The 21,844-nt window shown below is 64.2% G+C and carries 20 protein-coding genes and 1 pseudogene; 5 read left to right on the plus strand and 16 right to left on the minus strand.

All coding sequences use genetic code 11. From position 1 onward, the window contains the following. Window positions 1-307: 307 nt before the first annotated feature. Genes dnaQ through V6W80_RS10955 form a run of 3 tightly spaced genes read right to left on the minus strand, consistent with a single transcriptional unit; the run spans window position 308 to window position 2,294 of the window. Entirely contained in the window at window positions 308-1,042 is a 735-nt protein-coding gene (gene dnaQ, locus V6W80_RS10945) for a DNA polymerase III subunit epsilon (protein ID WP_338547085.1), read from the minus strand. Window positions 1,043-1,060: 18 nt separating this feature from the next. Then, entirely contained in the window at window positions 1,061-1,525 is a 465-nt protein-coding gene (gene rnhA / locus V6W80_RS10950; protein WP_017640229.1) for a ribonuclease HI, read from the minus strand. Continuing rightward, window positions 1,518-2,294 carry a methyltransferase domain-containing protein gene (locus V6W80_RS10955; protein WP_017640230.1) on the minus strand — a complete coding sequence of 259 codons (777 nt, stop codon included), beginning with the start codon at window positions 2,292-2,294 and terminating at the stop codon, window positions 1,518-1,520. The genes rnhA and V6W80_RS10955 overlap by 8 nt, the downstream gene beginning before the upstream one ends. Window positions 2,295-2,377: 83 nt before the next feature. Here V6W80_RS10955 and gloB point away from each other — a divergent pair, with 83 nt between their 5' ends. From gloB to fabI, 3 genes are all read left to right on the plus strand, one after another. Further along, window positions 2,378-3,157 (plus strand): hydroxyacylglutathione hydrolase, encoded by a 780-nt coding sequence (gene gloB / locus V6W80_RS10960; RefSeq protein ID WP_338547087.1) that lies wholly within the window; start codon window positions 2,378-2,380, stop codon window positions 3,155-3,157. Between the two features lie 145 nt (window positions 3,158-3,302). Continuing rightward, window positions 3,303-4,937 (plus strand): lytic transglycosylase domain-containing protein, encoded by a 1,635-nt coding sequence (locus tag V6W80_RS10965; protein WP_338547089.1) that lies wholly within the window; start codon window positions 3,303-3,305, stop codon window positions 4,935-4,937. A 193-nt stretch (window positions 4,938-5,130) separates the two neighbouring features. After that, entirely contained in the window at window positions 5,131-5,931 is an 801-nt protein-coding gene (gene fabI, locus V6W80_RS10970; RefSeq protein ID WP_027599367.1) for an enoyl-ACP reductase FabI, read from the plus strand. Between the two features lie 56 nt (window positions 5,932-5,987). On the opposite strand, the gene V6W80_RS10975 is transcribed toward fabI, so the two are convergent. The 13 genes and pseudogenes from V6W80_RS10975 to V6W80_RS11035 all read right to left on the minus strand — a co-directional run bounded on the left by V6W80_RS10975 (window position 5,988) and on the right by V6W80_RS11035 (window position 18,946). Beyond that, window positions 5,988-6,851 (minus strand): formate/nitrite transporter family protein, encoded by an 864-nt coding sequence (locus V6W80_RS10975; RefSeq protein WP_064308696.1) that lies wholly within the window; start codon window positions 6,849-6,851, stop codon window positions 5,988-5,990. Further along, on the minus strand, window positions 6,851-7,096 hold the full coding sequence (locus V6W80_RS10980) for a hypothetical protein (RefSeq protein WP_017640235.1): 246 nt from the start codon (window positions 7,094-7,096) through the stop codon (window positions 6,851-6,853). Before V6W80_RS10980 ends, V6W80_RS10975 begins: the two co-directional genes overlap by 1 nt. A gap of 95 nt (window positions 7,097-7,191) precedes the next feature. Then, a complete protein-coding gene (locus V6W80_RS10985) occupies window positions 7,192-7,575 on the minus strand; it encodes a response regulator (protein WP_017640236.1) in 384 nt (127 codons plus the stop codon). Window positions 7,576-7,682: 107 nt separating this feature from the next. Further along, on the minus strand, window positions 7,683-7,895 hold the full coding sequence (locus V6W80_RS10990; protein WP_338547092.1) for a hypothetical protein: 213 nt from the start codon (window positions 7,893-7,895) through the stop codon (window positions 7,683-7,685). Window positions 7,896-8,139: 244 nt separating this feature from the next. After that, complete coding sequence (locus V6W80_RS10995) at window positions 8,140-9,765, minus strand: methyl-accepting chemotaxis protein (RefSeq protein WP_160922463.1); 1,626 nt, start codon at window positions 9,763-9,765, stop codon at window positions 8,140-8,142. A gap of 135 nt (window positions 9,766-9,900) precedes the next feature. Then, window positions 9,901-11,253 (minus strand): OprD family porin, encoded by a 1,353-nt coding sequence (locus V6W80_RS11000; protein WP_338547095.1) that lies wholly within the window; start codon window positions 11,251-11,253, stop codon window positions 9,901-9,903. A 124-nt stretch (window positions 11,254-11,377) separates the two neighbouring features. Beyond that, complete coding sequence (locus V6W80_RS11005) at window positions 11,378-12,844, minus strand: ABC transporter ATP-binding protein (RefSeq protein ID WP_338547097.1); 1,467 nt, start codon at window positions 12,842-12,844, stop codon at window positions 11,378-11,380. Then, window positions 12,841-13,662, minus strand: coding sequence for an ABC transporter permease (locus tag V6W80_RS11010; RefSeq protein WP_173147495.1), 822 nt, complete (start codon window positions 13,660-13,662; stop codon window positions 12,841-12,843). The genes V6W80_RS11005 and V6W80_RS11010 overlap by 4 nt, the downstream gene beginning before the upstream one ends. Then, window positions 13,659-14,594: an ABC transporter permease gene (locus V6W80_RS11015; RefSeq protein ID WP_064308691.1), complete on the minus strand. Its 936-nt coding sequence runs from the start codon at window positions 14,592-14,594 to the stop codon at window positions 13,659-13,661. Before V6W80_RS11015 ends, V6W80_RS11010 begins: the two co-directional genes overlap by 4 nt. Next, on the minus strand, window positions 14,591-16,132 hold the full coding sequence (locus tag V6W80_RS11020) for an ABC transporter substrate-binding protein (protein ID WP_338547099.1): 1,542 nt from the start codon (window positions 16,130-16,132) through the stop codon (window positions 14,591-14,593). The genes V6W80_RS11015 and V6W80_RS11020 overlap by 4 nt, the downstream gene beginning before the upstream one ends. Window positions 16,133-16,443: 311 nt before the next feature. Further along, the gene (locus V6W80_RS11025; protein WP_257706048.1) at window positions 16,444-17,043 is read right to left on the minus strand and encodes an EF-hand domain-containing protein; all 600 of its coding nucleotides are present in this window, start codon (window positions 17,041-17,043) and stop codon (window positions 16,444-16,446) included. Window positions 17,044-17,144: 101 nt separating this feature from the next. Continuing rightward, window positions 17,145-18,203: an ATP-binding protein gene (locus V6W80_RS11030; RefSeq protein ID WP_173147501.1), complete on the minus strand. Its 1,059-nt coding sequence runs from the start codon at window positions 18,201-18,203 to the stop codon at window positions 17,145-17,147. Between the two features lie 2 nt (window positions 18,204-18,205). After that, window positions 18,206-18,946: pseudogene (locus V6W80_RS11035) on the minus strand (response regulator). Between the two features lie 609 nt (window positions 18,947-19,555). Here V6W80_RS11035 and V6W80_RS11040 point away from each other — a divergent pair. After that, the gene (locus V6W80_RS11040; RefSeq protein ID WP_338547101.1) at window positions 19,556-20,539 is read left to right on the plus strand and encodes a DUF1852 domain-containing protein; all 984 of its coding nucleotides are present in this window, start codon (window positions 19,556-19,558) and stop codon (window positions 20,537-20,539) included. A gap of 23 nt (window positions 20,540-20,562) precedes the next feature. Further along, a complete protein-coding gene (locus V6W80_RS11045; RefSeq protein WP_338547102.1) occupies window positions 20,563-21,591 on the plus strand; it encodes a methionine synthase in 1,029 nt (342 codons plus the stop codon). Window positions 21,592-21,844 lie beyond the last annotated feature (253 nt).

Below are 21,844 nucleotides of genomic sequence, written 5' to 3' on the forward strand. Positions count from 1 at the left end.
CGGGCCACCCTCATCATTCCAGGCGGACGGGGATCTGACCTCTCGCCACGCCAGGGAACCTTGCTCTGGAACGCTAGACCTGTAAATCCACAAAAGCGAAGCGATAATTCCGAATCGTCATACGAGTTCGCGGGAGAAATAAAGTTCCGCGCAATTCGGAATTCGAGGCTTCATGCGGGCTCAAATGACCAGCCTGCAGCATCTTAGTTGAACGATAGCTGAAAATTGTGAGGTCTTTCAGCTTATTCAGACGAACGCGGACGCCCGGTCATGGGTCGACCGGGCGTATGGCGAGAGGCGGAGGTGGCTATTCGGCAGCCGTGCCCGCCAGCCAGAGCGGAGTCCGGCCACAGCTCTTTTCGATGGCCGCCATGCGCGCCGCATGGGCATCGAGATCCGCGGGGGTGGCGCTGATCACCCGGGTCCGCTGACGATCGGTCGGCAGTCGCTTGACCGGCATGACGTAATTGCCGTCGCCGTTGCCTTCCTGGCCGTGGGCCGCCAGCGACAGGCTGGTCTGGCCACCGGTCATGGCCAGGTAGACGTCTGCGAGGATCTCGGCGTCCAGCAAGGCGCCGTGCAACTCACGGTTGGAGTTGTCTACGCCGTAGCGCTTGCAGAGCGCATCCAGACTGTTGCGCTGACCGGGGTGCCGACCGCGCGCCATGACCAGGGTGTCGAGCACCGAGCAGTGCTGGGTGATGTCGGCGCGCTCGGGATGGACACCCAGCCGGGCGAACTCCATGTTGATGAAGCCCACGTCGAAGGGCGCGTTGTGGATGACCAATTCGGCGCCTTCGATGAATTCGAAGAAGCTGTCGGCGATTTCGGCGAAGCGCGGCTTGTCGGCGACATATTCATCGGTGATGCCGTGGACCGCGATGGCACCTTCGTCGATCTGCCGATCTGGATTGAGATAGACATGGAAATGCCGCCCGGTCAGTCGCCGGCCGATGACCTCGACCCCACCGATCTCGATGATCCGATGGCCATCGGTCACCGGCATGCCGGTGGTTTCGGTATCCAGAACTACATATCTCATCGCTAACCTCTTGGCTGGTTACGCCTTGGCGGCCTGCTTGGCCTGCCGGACTTCATCGACACCGCGGTTGGCCAACTGGTCGGCCCGCTCGTTCTCGGGATGGCCGGTATGGCCACGCACCCAGCGCCACTCCACCTGATGGCGCTGCACCTGCTCATCCAGGGCCTGCCATAGCTCGGCATTCTTCACTGGCTGCTTGGCGGCGGTCTGCCAGCCGCGCTTCTTCCAGTTCACCAGCCATTGGGTGATGCCCTTCATCACGTACTCGGAGTCGGTGGTCAGGCGGATCTGGCAGGGGCGCTTGAGCGCCGCCAGGGCCTGGATGGCCGCCATCAGCTCCATGCGATTGTTGGTGGTGTTGGCTTCGCCGCCCCAGAGCTCGCGCTCCGCACCCTTGAATTTCAGCAGGGCACCCCAGCCACCGGGGCCGGGATTGCCCTTGCAGGCGCCGTCGGTAAAGACCTCGACGATGTCGTCACTCATTGGATTCACTCGATTCGCGGCGGCTGATCTTGGCCACCGGCATGGGCACCAGCTTGCCACGCGGTTCCTTGCGCGCCTGGGGCACCGGACGCAGGCCGAACATCAGCTTGCGCGCCGAGAGCAAATAGAAACCCGCACCCGCTGCCTGTTCGCAGTTGGGTTCGGCTTCGCCCTGCTCCATCCAGGCCAGCCGCTGTTGCCACTTGGGGGATGAAAGCGGCGGACGATAACACCCGAAGCGCCGTTTCTCCAGCGCGAAGCCCAGCACCGACAGCCAGTCGCCGACCCGACTGGGGCCGAAACAGCGGGCCTTGCGCAGTGCATCCCGGGCCAGGTAATGACGCACGCCCCAAAGGCTCCAGGGATTGATGCCCACTACGACCAGATGGCCGCCGGGCCGGACGCTCAACGCCGCTTCGCGCAACAGCCGGTGGGGCGCCAGGGAGAAATCCAGGCCATGCTGCAGCAGGACCACGTCGGCCGCATGCTCACTCAGCGGCCAGGCGCCTTCCTCGCAGACGATGTCGACATCGCCCAGCGGCGGCCCGATGCGCACCGCGTGCCTGAGCTGACCGCAATTGGCCGGTGCCGTCGGGTGCGGACCGTAATGGACGAGATAGCTGCCGAAATGGCGCTTGAGTTCTTCGTCGATCAGCACCCGCTCCTGCTCCAGCAGCAACTGGCCCAGGGGGCCTGCCAGCCATTCCCGCGCCGAAGTCATCAACTTCAGCCAGCGCGGATCGACCTGGGCGGAGAATTCATCGTGCATCGTCTGGTCCTCTCATACTGAAGCCTATGCCCTACCACCCACTGCTACCCTAGGGGCCTGCAGTCCGACCCGAGAGCTCATCCATGTTCGACATCCTTCCGCTGCCCGCCTTCAACGATAACTACATCTGGCTGATCAAGGACGCGGCGACAAGACAGGCGGTCGTGGTCGATCCCGGCGATGCCGCGCCCGTCCTCGCTTGGCTCGACGCGAATCCCGACTGGCGCCTGACCGACATCCTGATCACCCATCATCATAACGACCATACCGGCGGCATCGCCGCGCTCAAGCAGCGCAGCGGCGCCCGGGTGAGCGCGCCGGCCGACGAGCGCATCGCCGCGGTCGACCTGCCCCTGACCGACGGCCAGCGGCTGGAAGTCCTGGGGATCGCGTTCGAGGTGCTGCGCGTGCCCGGCCATACCGCCGGCCACATCGCCTTTTATGTGGCTGGCGAACGACCCCTGCTGTTCAGCGGCGATACCCTGTTCTCGGCGGGCTGTGGTCGGCTCTTCGAAGGCACGCCCAGCCAGATGCTGGCCTCCCTGCAGCGCCTGGCCAGCCTGCCGGACGCCACCGAAATCTACTGCGGCCACGAATACACCTTGAGCAACCTGCGCTTCGCCCAGGCCGTGGAACCGGAGAATGCCACGGTCCAACAGGCCCTGGCCGAGACCCAGCGGTTGCGGGAGGCCCAGCGGCCTACCCTGCCCTCCACCCTGGGGCGCGAGCGCCGCATCAATCCCTTTCTGCGCACAGCCGAAAACGGCGTGCGCCAACGCCTGCAGGAGGAGCGCGGAGTGGCTGCGGAGGCGTCGGAGGATACCTATTTCGCCGCCCTGAGAGGCTGGAAGGACACGTTCTGACACCTATTGCCCAGGTCCCGTCACCACGCCGGAACGCGCGGTTTTCGGTCGTCGTACAGGTCACAGGCCAAGGGGTTGTTCCTTGACCCCCCGGGATGCGGTTCCTAGAATCGCCCATCCTCCAGCTCCCGGAAAGCCCAGACCAATGCCGCCAGCGACGCCGAAAACCCGCGAACTAGACGTGCTGGCTACCTCCTTCAAAGTCTCGGCGCTTTGCCTCGCGGTCTTTCTCGCCGGCTGTCAAAGCAACTCGCAGCCGGAGAATCGCGCCTATCAGGCCGATCTGCACATGACGCAAAGCAAGATGCAGCGTCCCCCGGAATGGCTGCGCAAGGCGCCGACCGCAGCGGCGACCAGCGGCGACATCTGGGACCGGGTGCGGGACGGCTATCAGCTCCAGGGTGCAGGCGACAACGGCACCAATCCGCGCATCGATCGCCAGCGCCTCTGGTATGCGAGCCATGAAGCCGCCCTCGCCCAATCCTGCAGCCGCGGCGCGCCCTACCTGCACTACATCGTCGAGCGCCTCGAAGAGCGCAACATGCCGCTGGAACTGGCTCTGCTACCGGTAGTGGAAAGCTCCTTCAATCCCAATGCCCTCTCGCGCAGTGCGGCCTCCGGCCTGTGGCAGTTCATTCCCACCACCGGCAAGTATTTCAATCTGCGCCAGACCCGCTTCTATGACGGTCGCCGCGACATCACCGCCTCGACCAATGCCGCGCTGGACTACCTGAGCAAGCTGCATGACATGTTCGGTGGCGACTGGCTGCTGGCCCTGGCCGCCTACAATGCCGGCGAAGGCACGGTCGGTCGCGCCATCGAACGCAACCAGTCACTGGGTCTGCCGACCGACTACTGGAACCTGTCCTCCCTGCCGCCGGAGACCCAGGACTACGTACCCAAGCTGCTCGCCGTTTCCCAGATCGTGCGCAATCCGGACGCCTACGGCCTGGCGCTGGAGTCCATTCCGAACGAGCCCTACTTCGAAGTGGTGGACATCAAGCAGCACCTGGACCTGGCCAGGGTCGCGGAACTGGCGGACCTGGACGCCAACGAACTCTATCGCCTGAATCCCGCCTACACCCAGCGCGTGACCATGGACGGCCCCAAGCACCTCCTGGTGCCGGCGGAAAAGGCCCAGCGTCTGGTCGCGACCCTGCCCGACATCGCCCCCGAGGCTGTGGTGCAGTGGCAGGAATACCGGGTTCGCCGCGGCGATACCCTGCGCAGCGTCGCCAAGCGCAACCGCGTGAGCGTCGAGCAACTCGTCGCCCTCAACAAGCTCAGTGGCAGCAGCCGCCTGGCCGCTGGCCGGGAATTGCTGATCCCACGGCGCGAGACCGGCAAGACCACCACGCCCCTGGAAACCATCGCCGTGGCCGAAGAGCCCGTGGTACGGACCTACAAGGTGCGCACCGGCGACAGCCTCTGGTCCATCGCCCGGGCCAACGAGGTGGAGCTGGGCGATCTCAAGCGCTGGAACGATCTAGGCAAGCGCGGCCTCAAGGTCGGTGAGACCCTGAAGCTGCACGGTACCGGTAGCGGCACCGCCACGGCCGTGGCGATGCCGGCCTCCTATACCGTCAAGGCCACCCAGGCAGCTGCCAAGACGACCAAGAACGCCAAGGCCGCGCCCACCTACTACCGGGTCAAGGCGGGCGATTCGCTCTACCAGATCGCCAAGCGCTACAACATCGGCGTGCAGGCGCTGCAGGACTGGAATCCACGCGTGGCCTCCGCCCTGACCCCTGGCCAGACCCTGACGCTGTTCCTCAACTGAGGCGCGACCGCTCACCGCAGCGGTCAACCAGCGCTTTTGTCCCGGGTATCGACCTGCTACCTTACCGCCCCACCCGTGCCTGACCCCTAGCGGAGCCAGGCCAGATCTCGCTCTGACCTGCGCAGAGCCATGCCCAACCCGGACCTCAGCCCTTGGCGGCTGCCCGGGATTCAACACAGAAGAGGAAAAAACCATGGGATTTCTCGCCGGTAAGCGCGTTCTCATCGTCGGCGTCGCCAGCAAGCTGTCCATCGCCTCCGGCATCGCCGCCGCCATGCACCGCGAAGGCGCCGAGCTGGCCTTCACCTACCAGAACGAGAAGCTCAAGGGTCGCGTCGAAGAGTTCGCCGCGGGCTGGGGTTCCAATCCCGAGCTGTGCTTTCCCTGCGATGTCGCCGATGACGCCCAGATCGAAGCCGTGTTCGCCGAGCTGGCAAAGAAGTGGGACGGTCTGGACTGCATCGTTCACTCGGTCGGCTTCGCCCCCGGTGACCAGCTGGACGGCGACTTCACCGCGGTGACCACCCGTGACGGCTTCAAGATCGCCCATGACATCAGCGCCTACAGCTTCGTCGCCCTGGCCAAGGCCGGTCGCGAGATGATGCGTGGCCGTAACGGCAGCCTGCTCACCCTGTCCTACCTGGGCGCCGAGCGCACCATGCCCAACTACAACGTCATGGGCATGGCCAAGGCCAGTCTGGAGGCCGGCGTCCGCTACCTGGCCGGCAGCCTCGGCCCGGAAGGCACCCGCGTCAACGCCGTGTCCGCCGGTCCGATCCGCACCCTGGCCGCCTCGGGCATCAAGAGCTTCCGCAAGATGCTGGCCGCCAACGAGCGTCAGACGCCCCTGCGCCGCAACGTGACCATCGACGAAGTCGGCAACGCCGGCGCCTTCCTCTGCTCCGACCTGGCGTCGGGTATCAGCGGCGAGATCCTCTATGTCGACGGCGGCTTCAACACCACCGCCATGGGTCAGCTCAACGACGACGAGTGATCGAAGCAACTGTCTGATCACCGCGAAGGGCCGGCAATTTGCCGGCCCTTCCGCTTTCAAGTGTCGCTGCGCACCTGGGCGTGGCTGATCAGCGCAAAGATCAGGCTGCCGCCGACGATATTGCCGGCCAGGGTCGGCCCGGCGAAGGTCAGCCAGAAGTCGCCCCAGCTCGCCTCCCCAGCGAACACCAGATAGGCCACCTCCAGGCTACCCACCACGATGTGGGTAAAGTCGCCCAGAGCCATCAGGTAGGTGATGAGCACGATGATCCAAATTCTGGCGTGCTCCGCAGCCGGCAGCATCCAGACCATGGTGGCGATCATCCAGCCGGATACGATGCCCTTGGCGAACATCGCCGAGGCATCGTTTTCCATCACCTTGGTTCCTATCTCCAAGAATTTCGCGTCGGCCTTGGCATCGAACAGCGGCAGATGGAGGATCACATAGGCGACCAGGATGGTCCCGAGGAGATTACCCACCAGTACCACCCCCCACAGCCGGCCCAGGCGACCGAAGTTATGCAGGGTGGGTTCGCTCATCACCGGCAGCACCGCCGTCAGGGTGTTTTCGGTGAACAGTTGCTGACGAGCCAGGATTACCGCCAGGAAGCCGGCCGAATAGCCAAAGCTGGCGATGACCTTGCTGTAGCCGCCCTCGGGCAGATTGGCGTTGAGCAGCCCCATCGCCATCAGCGAAAGCCCCATGGTCAGGCCGGCGGCCAGCGCCGACCAGAACAACGCCGCGATGGTCCGTTCCAATTCATGATCACCCTGGGTGCGGATGATCTCGTGGAGCACCACGGCGCGTGGCAACTGGTTCTCGTCGACGTCCTCTTCTTCTTCGCGACTCAGCTCCGGGTCATCCGGCGTGGACTCCTGGCTCTGTCGCGGTTCTTCGTCCCGCTCCTGGTCTCTCTTCATCAGACGGCCTGCTCGTCCCAGAGGAGTTCATCGTCGTCGCCGATCTCCGTCACGCGATTGAGCGCGGCATCGGCGGCCTCCTCCGCTTCGGAGGCGAGATCGAAATGACGCTCGGTCGCGACCTTGTGAAAGGTCGGATGGGCGTCTTCGCGCCGCGCCTTGACGGCGATGACCGCTTCAAAACCCTGTTCAGCCGGAACGGCGGACGAGATCGCTTCGTGATGAGTGAAATGCTTGATGGCCATGGACGCCGTTGTCTCCCAACCTAAGGCGACCGAACTGGTCGCACCTGATCAATAGACTGTCCTGGCGGAAAAACGATCTATGGGAAAGTAGCGGATCAGGCGCCGAGCAGCTTCTGCACCTGCAGGTGAAGACGCTCGAGGGAGAAGGGCTTGGTCAGCAAGGGGACCTTACCCAGCAACGGCGAACCGGTATCGATGATTTCGGCGGGATAACCACTGATGAACAGGACCTTGAGGTCGGGACGCAACTTGAGGGCGGGCTCGGCGATCATCACGCCGGAGACGTCATCGGGCAGGCGAAAGTCGGTGATCAGCAGATCGAGACGCGGCCGACCGGCCAGGATACGAAAGGCTTCGAGCGACGAGGGAGCCTGTAGGACGGTGTAACCCAGCTCGGCAAGATAATCCGCCAGAATCATCAAAATCTGCGGCTCATCCTCGACGACCAGGACAACCTTGCTCTGTTCCGCACTCACCATCTAACCCCTGTACCCACGCGCTCGGCCCCGTTGGACAGAGGAGGCCTGTAAAGTTCCATTCTAGACAGAGGTTAGGGGCCGCCAGACGCACCAGCGGCCCTAGACCCTTACTGCTGCTGCTTCTGACCTTGCTCATTGAGCGTGGTCTTGCCGGCACCGGTCGCAGCACCTGCGCCTTCACCGGTCTTCTGGCCAGCCGGGGTGCCCATGCCGGCACTGTTGGCCTTCGGCGGATTGCCTGCACCGTCGGTGGCGAATGCAGCGCCACTGGCAGCGATCAGACCAGCAAACATCAAAGCAGAGATTTTCTTCGCGTTCATGGTAGGACTCCGGGTTGTTTGGACACTGTTTAGGCAGGCCAAGCGCCGATTCGTTCTCTACCCGATAACAGAGGCGATGTAACCGAATACTAAAGATTGTGCCTCAGGCATTCCAGCGGCAAGCCACGCTGCCGGAGTTCGTGCACCGGTACCGGCGAACAGGCTGCGGCCCTCATTAGTCGAGCTATTACAGCGAAGAACCTGCAGCTGGACGCTGCAAGCCCTTCCCGCCTCCACACCCTGCCTAGACGGCGAATTCGCGAACCACGCGATTCAGGCCGGTAGCGAGCTTGGATACCTCGGCGCTGGCGCTGGCGGTCTGGGTGGCACCGGTCGCGCTTTGGGTCGCCAGATCCCGGATGCTGGTGATGTTGCGATCGATTTCCCGGGCCACCTGCGCCTGCTCTTCGGCGGCGGTGGCGATGACTGCATTGCGGTCGTTGATCTGGGAGATGGATTCGGCGATCTGCTCCAGGGACACATTGGCCAGTTGGGCGACCGACGTGGATTCCCCGGCCAGCTGCTGACTCTCGGCCATGGCCTTGACGGCCAACGACGAATCGCTCTGGATGGCGCCGATCATCTGTTCGATCTCGCGGGTCGACTGCTGGGTACGATGGGCCAGCGCCCGGACCTCGTCGGCGACCACGGCGAAGCCGCGTCCCTGCTCGCCCGCCCGGGCCGCCTCGATGGCGGCATTCAGTGCCAGCAGGTTGGTCTGTTCGGCGATGGCGCGAATGACTTCGACCACGGCATTGATGTCCTGGGCGCGGGACGACAGCGCCTGGATCTGCTCACTGGTACTGGCCACGTTCTGGGCCAGCGCCTCGATCGACTGGACCGTGCGGGTGACCTTGTCCAGGCCTTCGCTGGTCAGGGTCTGGGTGTGCAGCGAGGTGCTGGCCGCATCGGCGGCATTCCGCGCGACCTCCTCCACCGCCGAACTCATCTCGGTCACGGCGCTGGCCGCCTGGTTGACCTCGTCGTTCTGCCGTACATAACCCCGGCTGGCTTCGTCGATCACGGCGGTCATCTCCTCTGCCGCGGAGGCCAACTGGGTCGAGCTGTCGGCGATATGGGAAACGGTGTCGCGCAGATTGCCCTGCATCTGGGCCAGGGCCTGCAGCATGCCGGCCGCCTCGTCACGACCGACCACGGTGATCCGCTCGGTCAGATCCTTGCGGGCGATCCGTTGGGCGATGCGCAGGGCTTCGCCAACCGGTCGCGTGATGCTGCGGATCAGCAGGGCGGCCAGCACTACGGTGGCCAGAACGGTCAGGGCGATGAGGCCATAAACCCAGTACAGGCCCGTGGTGAAGGTGGCCTTTGCCGCGATTCCGGCGGCCTTGGCGCCGCGCTCGTTGAAGGCACTCAGCTCGGCGATGTGCTTTTCCAGCGCATTGGTGAGCGGGCGTATCGACGTATTGATCAGGACGATGGCACCTTCGTTGTCACCTGTGCGCAGTTTCTGCTCGAAGGCTTCCAGCAAGGTCCGGTAGCCTTCCGCCCCCTTGACCACGGCCGCGTACAACTGGCGGTCTTCGTCGCTGGCCAGGGTCGCCTCGTACTCTTTCACCGCCGCGAAGAAGGCATCGCGATAGCCGGGAAAGGCCGCGACGGTCTGGGCGCGCAGCTGCGGATCCGGCGTGGTGGTGCCCCTCAGACTTTCCAGACGCAAACGCAGCAGCCCGCCGCCCATCTTCGCTGCCAACTGGTTACCTGGTAGCCAACTGGTCTCCACGTCCTGTTCCGCCTCGTAGAGCTTGCCCATCTGTACCACGGCGACGGCGCCGAGCCCGAAGACAATCAGGACGATCACGGAAAAGAACAGGACGGCGCGGGGGGCGACGTTCAGACTGCGCAGACTCATGAGTTGGGCATCCCTAATAAAGTGACTATTAGAGCTATCGGCGCAACAGAGTCCTCTTAAACCGGGCGCGACGGGCGGCAGCGAACCGGCTGCCAGCGGTCGGTTCGTCGCCCTTCGCGGTAACGATTGCCGGCGCTAGAGCAGGCGCAGCGGATAGTCGACGATCACCCGCAGCTGATCGACCGAGCCGCCGGTGGACAGCGAGCCGCGATGCCAGGCCTGGCGCACCCGGATGGACAGACCCTTGGCCGAGCCGGATTGCACGACATAGCGCCCTTCCAGATTCAGCTCCCGCTCCCGGTCGTCGGCGCCGTACAGCCCGCGATAGGCGCTGGTGACGGGCAGGTTGCTGCCATCGATGTCACTGCCCTTGATGTAGCGGGTCATGAGGCTGAGACCGGGCACGCCCAGGGTCTTGAAGTTGAGGTCGTAGCGCGCTTGCCAGGAGCGCTCGCCGGGTGCGTTGAAGTCGGAGAACATCGAGGCATTGCCGAGGAACAGCCCGCCGCCGGTGCGCCCGTTGTCGCCCATGCCGATGTAGTCGAAGGGCGTATCCCCATCGATCCGCTGCCAGCCCAGGGTAAAGGTCTGCGGACCGAGGCTGTAGGCCGCCGCGAAGCTGTAGGCCGTGTTGTCGATGGGACCGGCGTTGGCGGCACCGGTATCGAGGGTCCGGTACAGGTTGGCATCGAAGGTCAGCGACTGGCTCGCCGACAATGGCTGCACCAGGTTGAAGTTGCCGTAGTACTGATTCCAGATGTCGTCGAGCTGGGCCGCGTAGAGCGACAGGCTGACACCCTTGGCCAGGGCGTACTTGCCCCCGGCGAAGTCGACGTGATCCGCGCGGCGCCGGGCATAACCGGCCCAGAGATCACCGTCCCGGTTGGTGCTGACCTGATCGGTACCCGAGGTGAAATGTCCGGCTTCCAGCGTCAGGCCGGAGATGTCCGTGCTGAGGATGCTCCAGCCGGTGGCACTCTGGGGCAGCAGGCGGCTGGTGCTGATGGCGAAGACCGGTGCCGTGGGCAGTTGCTGACCGTAGCGCACCACCGTCTGTCCCAGACGCAGCTTGGCCGCCGCGCCGGCGCGGGAATACTCGTCCGCCGGTTGGTTGCCGGCATGGACGGGTAGATTGCCGGTTCCTCGGCGCCCGGGACCGCCATCGAGCTTCAGGCCCAGGTAGCCGAACGCGTCGACGCCCAACCCGACCGTGCCCTGGGTGAAGCCGGACTGGTAGTCGAGCAGAAAGCCCTGGGTCCAATCCTTCTGATCGGCACGACCGTTGCGGCGATCGCTGCCGAAATAATAGTTGCGCAGGGTCAGGGTGAGCTTGCTGTCGTCCAGGAAGCCGTCGGCCCTGGCCTCCTCGCCCGTCAGCAGCCCCATACAGCCGCCCAATACGCCCAGTGCCAGTGGCGCGGCCAGGCGCCTGCCGTGTAACCAGCGACTGGCTCGGGGTAATCCTTTCTGATAGCGCAAGCGTTCCATGAAGTCCTCTGCGGAGTGTGGGTGATCTAGTTGTTGGAAAGACGCGCGCACGAAGGCAGTGGCATCCCACCACGGCCTTGGCGACGTCTGTTGGCAGGCCCGCACCCCCGTGCGGGCCCTGATCTCAGGTCAGAGATTCAGCCAGGCGGCTGCCCTGCTCCCGTGCCGGCGCTTGGTCCTGCAGGGGGCTGGTGTGGGTGCCGAGGTGGATGCGCCGATCGGCGACGGCCTCCACCAGGTCCTCGTCATGGCTGACCAGGAGGATGGCGGTCCCGGATTCCTCAGCCGTCTCGACCAGCAGCTCGATCATCTCCTGCTGGGTGATGAGATCCAGCCGCGAGCTGGGTTCGTCGGCAAAGATCAGCGCTGGATCGAGCAAGAGCACGCGCAGCAGGGAAAAACGCTGCAATTCGCCGCCGGAGATGTTGCCGGGCAAGCGATCCAGCAGCCGCTCATCGAGCCGCAGGCGCTGCATCAGCCGGCCAATCCGCGCCGCCTCCAGGCGATGCAGCCGCACCAGATCCGCCAGCAATTGACGGAGGGTCACCGAGGGCGCGAAAGCGGCCACCGGGTCCTGGTGCAGCTTCTGGAAAGCGCAGCGACTCAGACCAGGCTGGCGCCGGATCGCCCCGCTACTGGGCGCGGCCAAGCCGAGCAGGATGTCGCCCAGGGTCGACTTGCCGCAGCCAGACGGCCCGGTCACGCCGAGGATCTCGCCGGGCCGGACGGTAAAGGACAGCTCTTCGAACAGCTGCTTGCCGCCGCGCTGGGCGGACAGGCCTTCCACCGCGACCACGGCGTCATCGGCGAGCGGTCGCGCGGCACGTTTCGACCATTGCGCGGGATCGGCAGCCAGCAACTGGCGGGTATAGGCATGCTGCGGCTGGCCCAGTACCTGCTCAGCCGTGCCCGATTCGATCACCCGCCCCTTGAGCATGATCATCACCTCGCCACCCAGCCGGCGCGCGACTTCCAGGTCGTGGGTGATGATGAGCAGGCTGCCGCCCTCGGCCAGCATGGCCTTGAGCAGGTCGATCACCTCGTCGATGCGATCGCGATCCAGGCCCTTGGTGGGCTCGTCGGCGATGAGTACCGGCGAGCCACCGGCATGGGTAGCGGCAAAGGCCAGGCGCTGGGCCATGCCCCCGGACAGCTGGAAGGGATACTTGCGCTCGGCGCCGGCCAGACCCAGGCGCGCCAGATCCGCGCTGGCCTTGGCGCGGGCTTCGGCACGGCTGAGGCCAACCACCTGGGTATAGGTCTCGGTGACCTGGGACAGGGCCTTCATGGTCGGGTCCAGGCTCAGCCAGGGTTCCTGGGGCAGCACCGCCAGCCCCCTGCCCCAATGCTGGCGGCGACCGTCCTGGCGGCCCTCTTCGCTGAAGCCGTCCGCCAGCGCTATCTGCCCATGGGCCTGCAGGCCTGCCGGCAGGTTGCCGACCACCCCCTGGGCGAACAGACTCTTGCCCGAGCCGGTCTCGCCGATGATGGACAGCACCTGACCCGGCGCCAGGCGGATGGACAGCGGTTCCACCAACTGAGCCTCGGCGGTACGGATCTCCAGTGCCGTGGTAGTGAGCAAGGCGGTCATGGCTTGCGGCCTCCGGTGATGAGCAGCAGCGACAGCACGGTCAGAAAGATCGCCAGGATCGGCAGGGCGATGACCAGCGGCGCTTCGGCGTAATAAGGCAGCAATTCGGTGATCATCAGCCCCAGCTCGGCGGTGGGCGGCCGTACGCCGATGCTGACGAAGCCCAGGGCGGCGATGGCCATGATGGTCGAGGCGGCGCCAAAGGCAGCGATGGTCAGGAGTACCGGTGCCAGTTGCGGCCAGAGATGGCGGCGCACGATGTAGACCGGCCCGAAGCCCAGCAGCTGGCTGGCGGCCACCGCCGGCGAGGCCAGTACGGTGCGCGACAGCGCGCGGGTCATACGGAAGTACTCCACCCACAGCACCAGGGCCACGGCGCTGTAGAGGGCGACGAAGGAACCGGGAAACACCGCGACGATCAGCAGGACCAGCAGCAGGCCTGGCAGGGCCAGGAACAATTCGGCCAGTCCGCCCAGCAGCTTGTCGACCAGCCCGCCCTTCCAGGCGGCCAGGATGCCCATCAGCACGCCCGGGATGGCGGCGGTGCAGACGCTGATGAAGGCCAGCCCCAGCGAGAAGCGGATGGCTACCGACAGCCGCGCCAGCATGTCACGACCCAGGTGATCGGTGCCCAGGGGATAGGCGCTGCTGGGTGCCGCGAGGATCGCCATATAGTCCTGGCGGGCGATGTCGCCCTGCCAGAGCAGCGGAGTGAGCGTGGCGAAGGCGATCAAGGCGGCCAGCAGAGCCAGGCCCAGTCCGCGCGCGGAAGACTTCACTGGAGGCGCCGCCAGGGCAGCGGTAGCGTCGAGATTCATGCGTTTCTCCCGCGCGGGTCGATCAGATGATTGGCGAGATCGACCAGGGTATTGAGGATGACGAACAGCAGTCCCATCGCCAGGGCGGTGCCCTGCACCATGGGCACGTCGCGCTGAACGATGGCGTGGACCAGGCCGTGACCGATGCCCGGCCAGGCGAACAGCGTCTCCACCACCACCACGCCTTCGATGAGATACACCAGCTGCACGCCCAGGTAGGTCACCACCGGCACGCCGATATTGCGCAGGCCGTGGCGCAGGAAGACCCCGGCGCCTCTCAGGCCCTTGAGGCGGCCGAAGCTGTAATAGGCGGAGGCCGCGACCTCCACGGTGGCATCCCGAGCGACCCGGGACGACACGGCGGCCAGCCCCAGGGCCAAGGTCAGCGTGGGTAGCACGCTGTGCCAGAAGGTGCCGTGCCCGGCCGCCGGGAACAGCTGCCAGGAGATGGCGAACAACAGCACGAAGATAACGCCCAGGACGAATTGCGGCAGCGCGCGGATCGCGGTGGTCAACAGCAGCAGGCCGCGGTCCAGCAGGCTGCCCGGACGCAGACCGGCCACCACGCCCAGCGGCGGCCCCAGCAGCAGCGACAGGCAGACGGCGCCAATGGCCAGGCGGATGGAGCTGCCCAGTTCGTGGGCGACGACATCCATCACCGGCTTGCCGGAGACCAGCGAATGGCCGAGATCCAGGGTCAGCAGATCGCCGATCCAGGCGAAGAAGCGCCACAGCAGCGGCTGATCCAGATTGAGCTCGGCCCGCACGGCCTCGGCCGCCGCGGTATCCACCAGGTCGTAACCGTAACGTCCGGCGGCGATGCGGTAGGCGGCGTCGCCCGGCAGCAGGTTCATGAACAGGAAGGTGAGCCCCCCGACCAGCAGGGCGACCAGGCCCGCCTGCAGCAGGCGAAAGGCGAGCAGGCGGGTCATTGGCTCCACCGCATCTTGCTCAGGCCAAAGGTGCGCTCGAAGGGATCGATGGCGGCGCCTTGGACGGCATTGGACACGGCCATGGTCTGGCGATACCAGGCCACCGGGATCACCGGCAGGTCCTTTTGCACCTGGGCCATGGCGGCGTAGCGCTGACGCTGTTGCTCGGCCGGATCATCGCTGGCCAGCAGCGCGGCCAAGGCCTGATCGAAGGCCGGATTCTGCCACCCCAGCGGGCCCCATTCGGCGCCACCGTGGCTGAAGTCATTGAGCAGGGTGACCAGGGGATCGGGCACCAGTGCGAAGTTGCGACCGTAGAGCGCCAGCTGCAGCGAGCCGTCGTTGTGGGCGGCGGGGATGGCGCTGGAGTTCTGCACTGCGACTTCCACGTCCACGCCCACTTCGCGCAACTGCGCCTGCAGGGCGGTAGCGATCAGCGGCAACTCGGGACGATCCGAATAGGTCAGCAGCTTGAGCCTGAGCGGCTTGCCGTCCTTCTGCAGGATGCCATCGGCTCCCGCAGTCCAGCCCTGGCCGGCCAGCAGCTTGCGCGACGCCGCCGGATCATAGGCGAGCGGCGCCAGCTCGGGGTCATGCCAGGCGGGCACGTTCTTGGCGAACAGCTGGGTCGCACCGGTACCCGGGGCGCGCAACACGGCGGCGGCGACGCCCTCACGCTGGATGGCCAGACTGAGCGCCTGCCGCACCTCGACCGGCGCGGTGGCGCCAGCGCCGGAGTTGGGGGTCAGCAACACCACCCGCGGAACCGGCTCGATCAGTACCTTGAGATTGCTGGAGCGCTTGAGTCGAGCGATGCTGGGCGGATCGAGCTGGAACACCAGTTCGGCATCGCCGCTTTCAGCCATCAGGGTGCGGGTCTCGCCGCGGCCGGCGGCCAGGTAGGTGGTCTTGGCGATCTCCGGCTGGGTGCCCCAGTAGCCGGCGAAGCGCTCGGCGGCCAGACGCTGGGGCGGCTCCAGCAGGGTCAGCTGGTACGGTCCCGTGCCGATGATCTTCTGCACCTTGCCATCGGCATCATAGGCGGCGGGCGCCAGGATATTGGTGGAGGAATGCGCCAACAGGGCCAGCAAGGGCTTGAAGGGTTTCGCCAGGCGGATCACCACCTCGTTACCCTCGGCAGTGACCAATTCCATGCCTGCCTGCTTGAGTACTCCGGGCTTGCCGCGTGCCGCATTGAGCGCAGCGGCCGCGGCTTCCGCCGTGAGGTCGCTGCCGTCATGGAATTTCACCCCCTGGCGAATGGCGAGCCGCCAGGTCAGGCCATCTGCCGATTCCGTCCAGCGCTCTGCCAGTCCAGCGATCGGCTTGCCCTGGCCATCGGCTTCGAGCAGGGTCTCGGCGATCTGCATGCGCTGGAAGACGAAGCCGGAAATCGACGGGTCCAGACCACCGATCTCGAAGGGGCCAACCACATCGAAGACGCGTTCCTGAGCGCTGGAAAGGGTCGGCACGAACGCGACCAGGGTGGCCAAGGCCGAAGCGGTCAGGGCCGTGCGGAGGGGGCGGGATGAAAGCATGACAGTCCTTAGCAAAGCGAAAACGCCGATACCCGCTGCTAACACCTAGGTATCGGCCAAGCCAATGAAGGCGCACGTTATATCATAACGTTTCCGCGAGAATCCAAAGCCAAGCCGTGATGGCAACATCTTGAAACAGCTAAGAAATTAGCCCGGGATGCAGCCAGCTGACGGCACCCAGGGGCCTGGTGCCGAAGGGTAAGGGGTTCACCCCTCACGGGGAGCGGCGCGGAGAAAGGAGTCGCGTGAAGCCTGAGTGGGTGCAGACTGGACGGCCCCTGGCCGCCCTGCCCTGCGCTATCGACCTACGTTCAGGCAGCGACGTTCAAGGTACTGCCCGTGGCGCTACTGGTGCCGTTGCTGCCAATGCTCTGGTACTGGCGCAATACCGCCTGAACCCGTTGCGCATAGGGGCTCGACGCCGTCCCAGTGCTAGCCTCGGCCTCGGTGTCCCCTTGCCCGCTCGTACCCTGGGGCGGCGGTGGAGGCATGGGCGGGCGCGCTGAACCGCCCAGCCCCGCGACGCTGGAATCGCTGGATTCCTCCGTGCCCCTCTGCCCCTGGGGAGCGCCAGGGGCACCCGGCGGCGGTGCGAAGGCCGAGGCAAATTCGCTCTCGCCGACGCTGCCATCGCCATCCTGGTCCAGCATGCCGAGCAACTTGTCGACGTCGATATCGCCGCTTTCGTCGGTAGCCGTCTGGGTATCGCTCGCCGCACTGGCGGCGGTGGTGAGTTCGCTCTTGCTGATGGCGCCGTCGCCATCGCTGTCGAGCTTGCTGAACAGCTTCTTCAATGGGTTGCCGTCTTCACCCCCGCTGACGCTGTTGCCGGACGCTGTCGTGGCTGTGCCTTTGATCGCGCTGGCACTGCTGTAGTAGCTGGAGTAGCCACTGCCTATTCCGCTGATCATGGATATCTCTCCTGGGAAATGCGGACATCGGTGTTCCGCACCTACCAGTATCCGCCGCCTGGATGTCGGCCATTTGGCTACTTTGTATGCCCGGCGATACATCAGGGGCGCGGCAGCACCACCTGGCAGGTCAGTCCGCCACCGGGGGTTTCGCCAAGCGTCAGCTCGCCCCCCATGTGCGCCGCCGCTTCCCGGGCGATGGCCAGCCCCAGCCCGGTCCCCCCGGAGGATCTGTTGCGCGAGCCCTCCAGGCGATAGAAGGGTTCGAACACCGCCTCACGATACTGGGCCGGTATCCCAGGGCCGCGATCGAGGATGGAGATGATCAGCCGCTCCGGCTGTTCGCTCAACTGGATCTCCGCCTGGCCGGCGTAGCGCAGGGCGTTCTGCAGCAGATTGCCGAGGCAGGAGCGCAACGCCATGGGCGCCACCTTCAGCGGCTGGCAACCTCCCTGGACCGCGACCTGGGCGCCCTCCTCGGCCGCATCTTCGGCCATGGCCTCGACCAACGCCTGGACGTCGCAGAGGATGGGACGCTCCTGGCGGTGCTGTTCGCGCAGATACCTCAGGGTGCCGTCGAGCAACTCGATCATGTCGTCCACGTCCTGGCTGACCCGGGCATGCAGGCGCGGATCGTCGATATCCTCGATGCGCAGCTTCACCCGCGCCAGGGGCGTGCGCAGATCATGGGAGATGGCCGTGAGCATGCGCCCGCGCTGCTGGAGTTGTTCGAGCAGATGCTGGTGCATGCGATTGAGCGCCCGTGCGGCCTCGCGAGTCTCCCAGGGGCCGCTGACGGGAATGGGCGAACCGTCGAGGTTATGGCTCAGGTGCTCGGCGGTCTCGGTCAACTGGCGCAGCGGCCGGGTCAGCAGCCGCGCCCCGAGCCAGGCCGCGATCACCAGCGAGCCCAGCTGGAAGATCAAGGGGCCGCCGAGGAACCACTCGATGCGCTGCCACACGCCGGGCTCCCGATGGGGGAAAGGCCCAGGCGGCGATGGTCGATCGAAGGCGGCCTCGCCTTCCATGGGCGGTGGAGGTGGCGGCGGGCGCTCGCCGAGGCCATGGCGAAACCAGAAGAAGGCCAGCAGATGGCCCAGCAAGATGGCCAGCAGAAAGACCCCGAACAGCCGAGCGAACAAGGTATCCAGGCGGCGCATGGCTAGTGCCCTATCTGCCTGGCATCGAACAGATAGCCCTCGCCGCGCACGGTCTTGATCAACTGCGGCGCCCGGGGATCGTCGCCCAACTTGCTGCGCAGCCGCGACACCTGCAGATCGATGCTGCGATCGAAGGCCTCGATCGCCCGTCCCCGGGTGGCATCGAGCAACTGCTCACGGCTCAGCACCTGGCGCGGCTGCTCGATGAAGACCCAAAGCAGCCGCACCTCGGCATTGGACAGGGGCACCATCACCCCGGCGGGCGAATGCAACTGGTGCAGGACACCATCCAGTTTCCAGCCATCGAAGCTGACACTGGTCCGCGGCGCCTTGCGTTGGGTCACCTGCCCCTCCTGGGTCCGCCGCAGTACCGACTGGATCCGTGCCACCAGCTCCCGCGGTTCGAAAGGTTTGGCCATGTAGTCGTCGGCGCCCAGCTACAGGCCGATGATGCGATCCGCCGGCTCGCACTGGGCGGTCAGCATCAGGATGGGAATGCCACTGTCGCGCCGCAGCGAACGACAGAGGGAAAGCCCATCCTCCCCCGGCAGCATCAGATCCAGCACCACCAGGTCGAAGGCCTCCCCCGCCAGCGCCCGACGCATTTCTAGGCCGTTACCCACGCCCCGGGCACTAATGCTGAAGCGCGCCAGGTAACCGCAAATCAACTCGCGGATCAACGGATCGTCATCCACCAGCAGGATGCGCGAGGTCCAGCGCGGGGATTCGGATGACAGCGACATCGGGGCTACCTGAACAGTCGGACGATCTGGATGCGCATGCTAGCCGTTCGCCCGGCGGGGCAGCTACGGATTGGCATGTAGGCTTGTGTAAAGGTGGTCAAGGGATGGATACCTGAGGTTTGCCGGAGCGCCTATGACCAAAGGCGCCCAGCGTTGGAACGCATCTGCGGCGGGTCCTTTCCCTACGCCAAGGCCTCCCCTTCGGCTTTAACCAGGCGCAGCGGATCCTGGTAGCCGCCTGAATTTGGAGACCAAGCTGGCCCAGGGCTCGGTCACCGCATAACGCAGGCGACCAGAGCGAGCCGCGGCGGCTATGACACCGGAATAGAGCCAAGGCGAAGCGGATGGTGGAGCGGGAGTGGCAGCAGCCGGCCGAGAAAACGTCGGCCTAGTGAGGGTGCCTGCCGAAGCGCTTCACAGGCGATCCGGCCCTGCGCCTAATCATGAGTCCCGCTAAAGTTTTTTTGAAATCAATTCATTATCTATAGCGTCACCGCTGAAATAGACTGAGTGCTCATATTAGTCAGTCCAGTTCCGGCAATGAATCATGACGACAATGCCGGCAACCGGATGCTCTTTGCCTGAAGTTTGAGAAGGAGCGATTTGGCGATGAGCCATAATTTCGATTATTTAATTAAAAAGACACCGTTCGACGAGCGCTACCGCCCCTCGGAAAATACCCGCATCACCACTAATTTCGCCAACCTGGCGAGAGGTGACAATCGCCAGGAGAACCTGAAAAACACATTGAAGATGATGAATAATCGCTTCAACTCCCTGGCTGACTGGGACAATCCGCAAGGGGACAGATACAGCATCGAGCTCGACATCATCTCCGTCGCAGTGAGGCTCGACCGCACAGGTGGCGAAGCCACTATCCCCTTGATCGAAATCCTGAAGACCAACATCCTGGACAGGCACGCCGAAGAGCGCATAGAAGGCGTAGCCGGAAACAACTTCTCGTCCTATGTGCGTGATTACGATTTCAGCATCCTGCTCTCCGAGCACAACAGGGACAGAGAAGGCTTCAGTACCCCAGAAAATTTTGGCGAACTACATGGAAAATTATTCAAAGACTTCGTAGGCTCAAGCGCCTACAAGGCCAACTTCAGCAAACCGCCAATCGTCTGCCTCAGCGTCTCCACCAGCCGGTTGTATCAGCGCACGGAAAATCAACACCCAGTGCTCGGCGTCGAGTATCGGCAAGACGAATACTCATTGACCGATGAGTATTTTGCAAAAATGGGACTGAAGGTGCGCTACTTCATGCCACCCAATAGCGTTGCGCCTCTCGCCTTTTATTTTTCAGGTGACCTGCTGAACGACTATACGCACCCGGAACTCATTAGCGTAATTAGCACCATGGATACCTTTCAAAAGATCTATCGGCCTGAGATCTACAACGCGAACTCGGTCGCGGGCCACCTGTATCGCCCTAGCCTGAGGCATCAGGATTACTCGCTGACCCGAATCCTATACGACCGGGAAGAGCGCAGCCAACTGGCGATAGAGCAAGGAAAATTCACTGAAGAGCATTTCATCAGACCCTATCGATCCCTGCTTGAGCAGTGGTCTGCCACCTCTTCCTTTTAAATATTTGCACAAGGCCAATACCAATGAAGAAGCTGTTACCCACCTCCACCGCAGGAAGCCTGCCCAAGCCCTCTTGGCTCGCCCAACCGGAAACGCTCTGGTCACCCTGGAAGTTGGAAGGCGAGGAATTACTCGAAGGCAAACAGGACGCGCTACGCCTGTCTTTATTTGAACAGCAGCAGGCTGGTATCGACATCGTCAGCGATGGCGAGCAAACCCGCCAGCATTTCGTCACTACCTTTATCGAAAACCTGAGCGGTGTCGATTTCGCCAAGCGCGAGGTCGTCAGAATTCGTAATCGCTATGACGCTAGCGTACCTACGGTAGTGGGAGCCGTCGAACGCCGGAAGCCGGTATTCATCGAAGACGCCAAATACCTCCGTCAGCAAACGACACAGCCGATCAAGTGGGCGCTACCGGGCCCGATGACCATGATCGATACCCTCTACGACGATCACTACAAGAGTCGGGAAAAACTGGCCTGGGAATTCGCCGGCATCCTGAACCAGGAAGCCAGGGAGCTGGAAGCGGCGGGCGTCGACATCATCCAGTTCGATGAACCGGCGTTCAATGTCTTCTTCGATGAAGTCAACGACTGGGGAGTCGCCGCCTTGGAGCGCGCGATCGAAGGACTCAGGTGCGAGACGGCGGTGCACATCTGCTACGGCTACGGTATCAAGGCCAATACCGACTGGAAGCAGACCCTGGGCTCGGAGTGGCGGCAATACGAAGAAGCCTTTCCCAAGCTGCAGAAATCCAAGATCGACATCGTCTCCCTTGAATGCCATAACTCGCGCGTTCCCCTGGAGCTGATCGAACTCATCCGCGGCAAGAAAGTGATGGTGGGCGCCATTGACGTGGCGACCAACGCCGTCGAAACGCCCGAGGAGGTCGCGCAAACCCTGCGGAAAGCGTTGCAATTCGTTGCTACAGACAAACTCTATCCGTGCACCAATTGTGGCATGGCGCCGCTGTCGCGAAGAGTGGCAAGGGGAAAATTGAACGCCTTGAGCGCTGGCGCAGACATCGTTCGGCGGGAACTGCAAGGCTAGAGTCAGGCCGGGTTCGCCAGCCTGAACGAATCAGGGTGACGGCATAGCAATTCGAGTCGATAAAAACGCCTGATGCTTCTATCAGGCGTTTTTTCGTTTTCTTCAGCTCTAATTTCTGCACTGCTCTTCAGCGATATTCCCAAGGAGGCGATATAAAAAGTCCAACGCCACAAAGAACAGCATGCTGGCGGTGGCTCGTTGATCTGGCGGTCGGCTTCCCGTCGGATGCCTAACTTTCCTGATAGACTCGACC

Origin of the sequence: Pseudomonas benzopyrenica (assembly GCF_036884265.1) — a bacterium.
GTDB lineage: Bacteria > Pseudomonadota > Gammaproteobacteria > Pseudomonadales > Pseudomonadaceae > Chryseomonas > Chryseomonas benzopyrenica.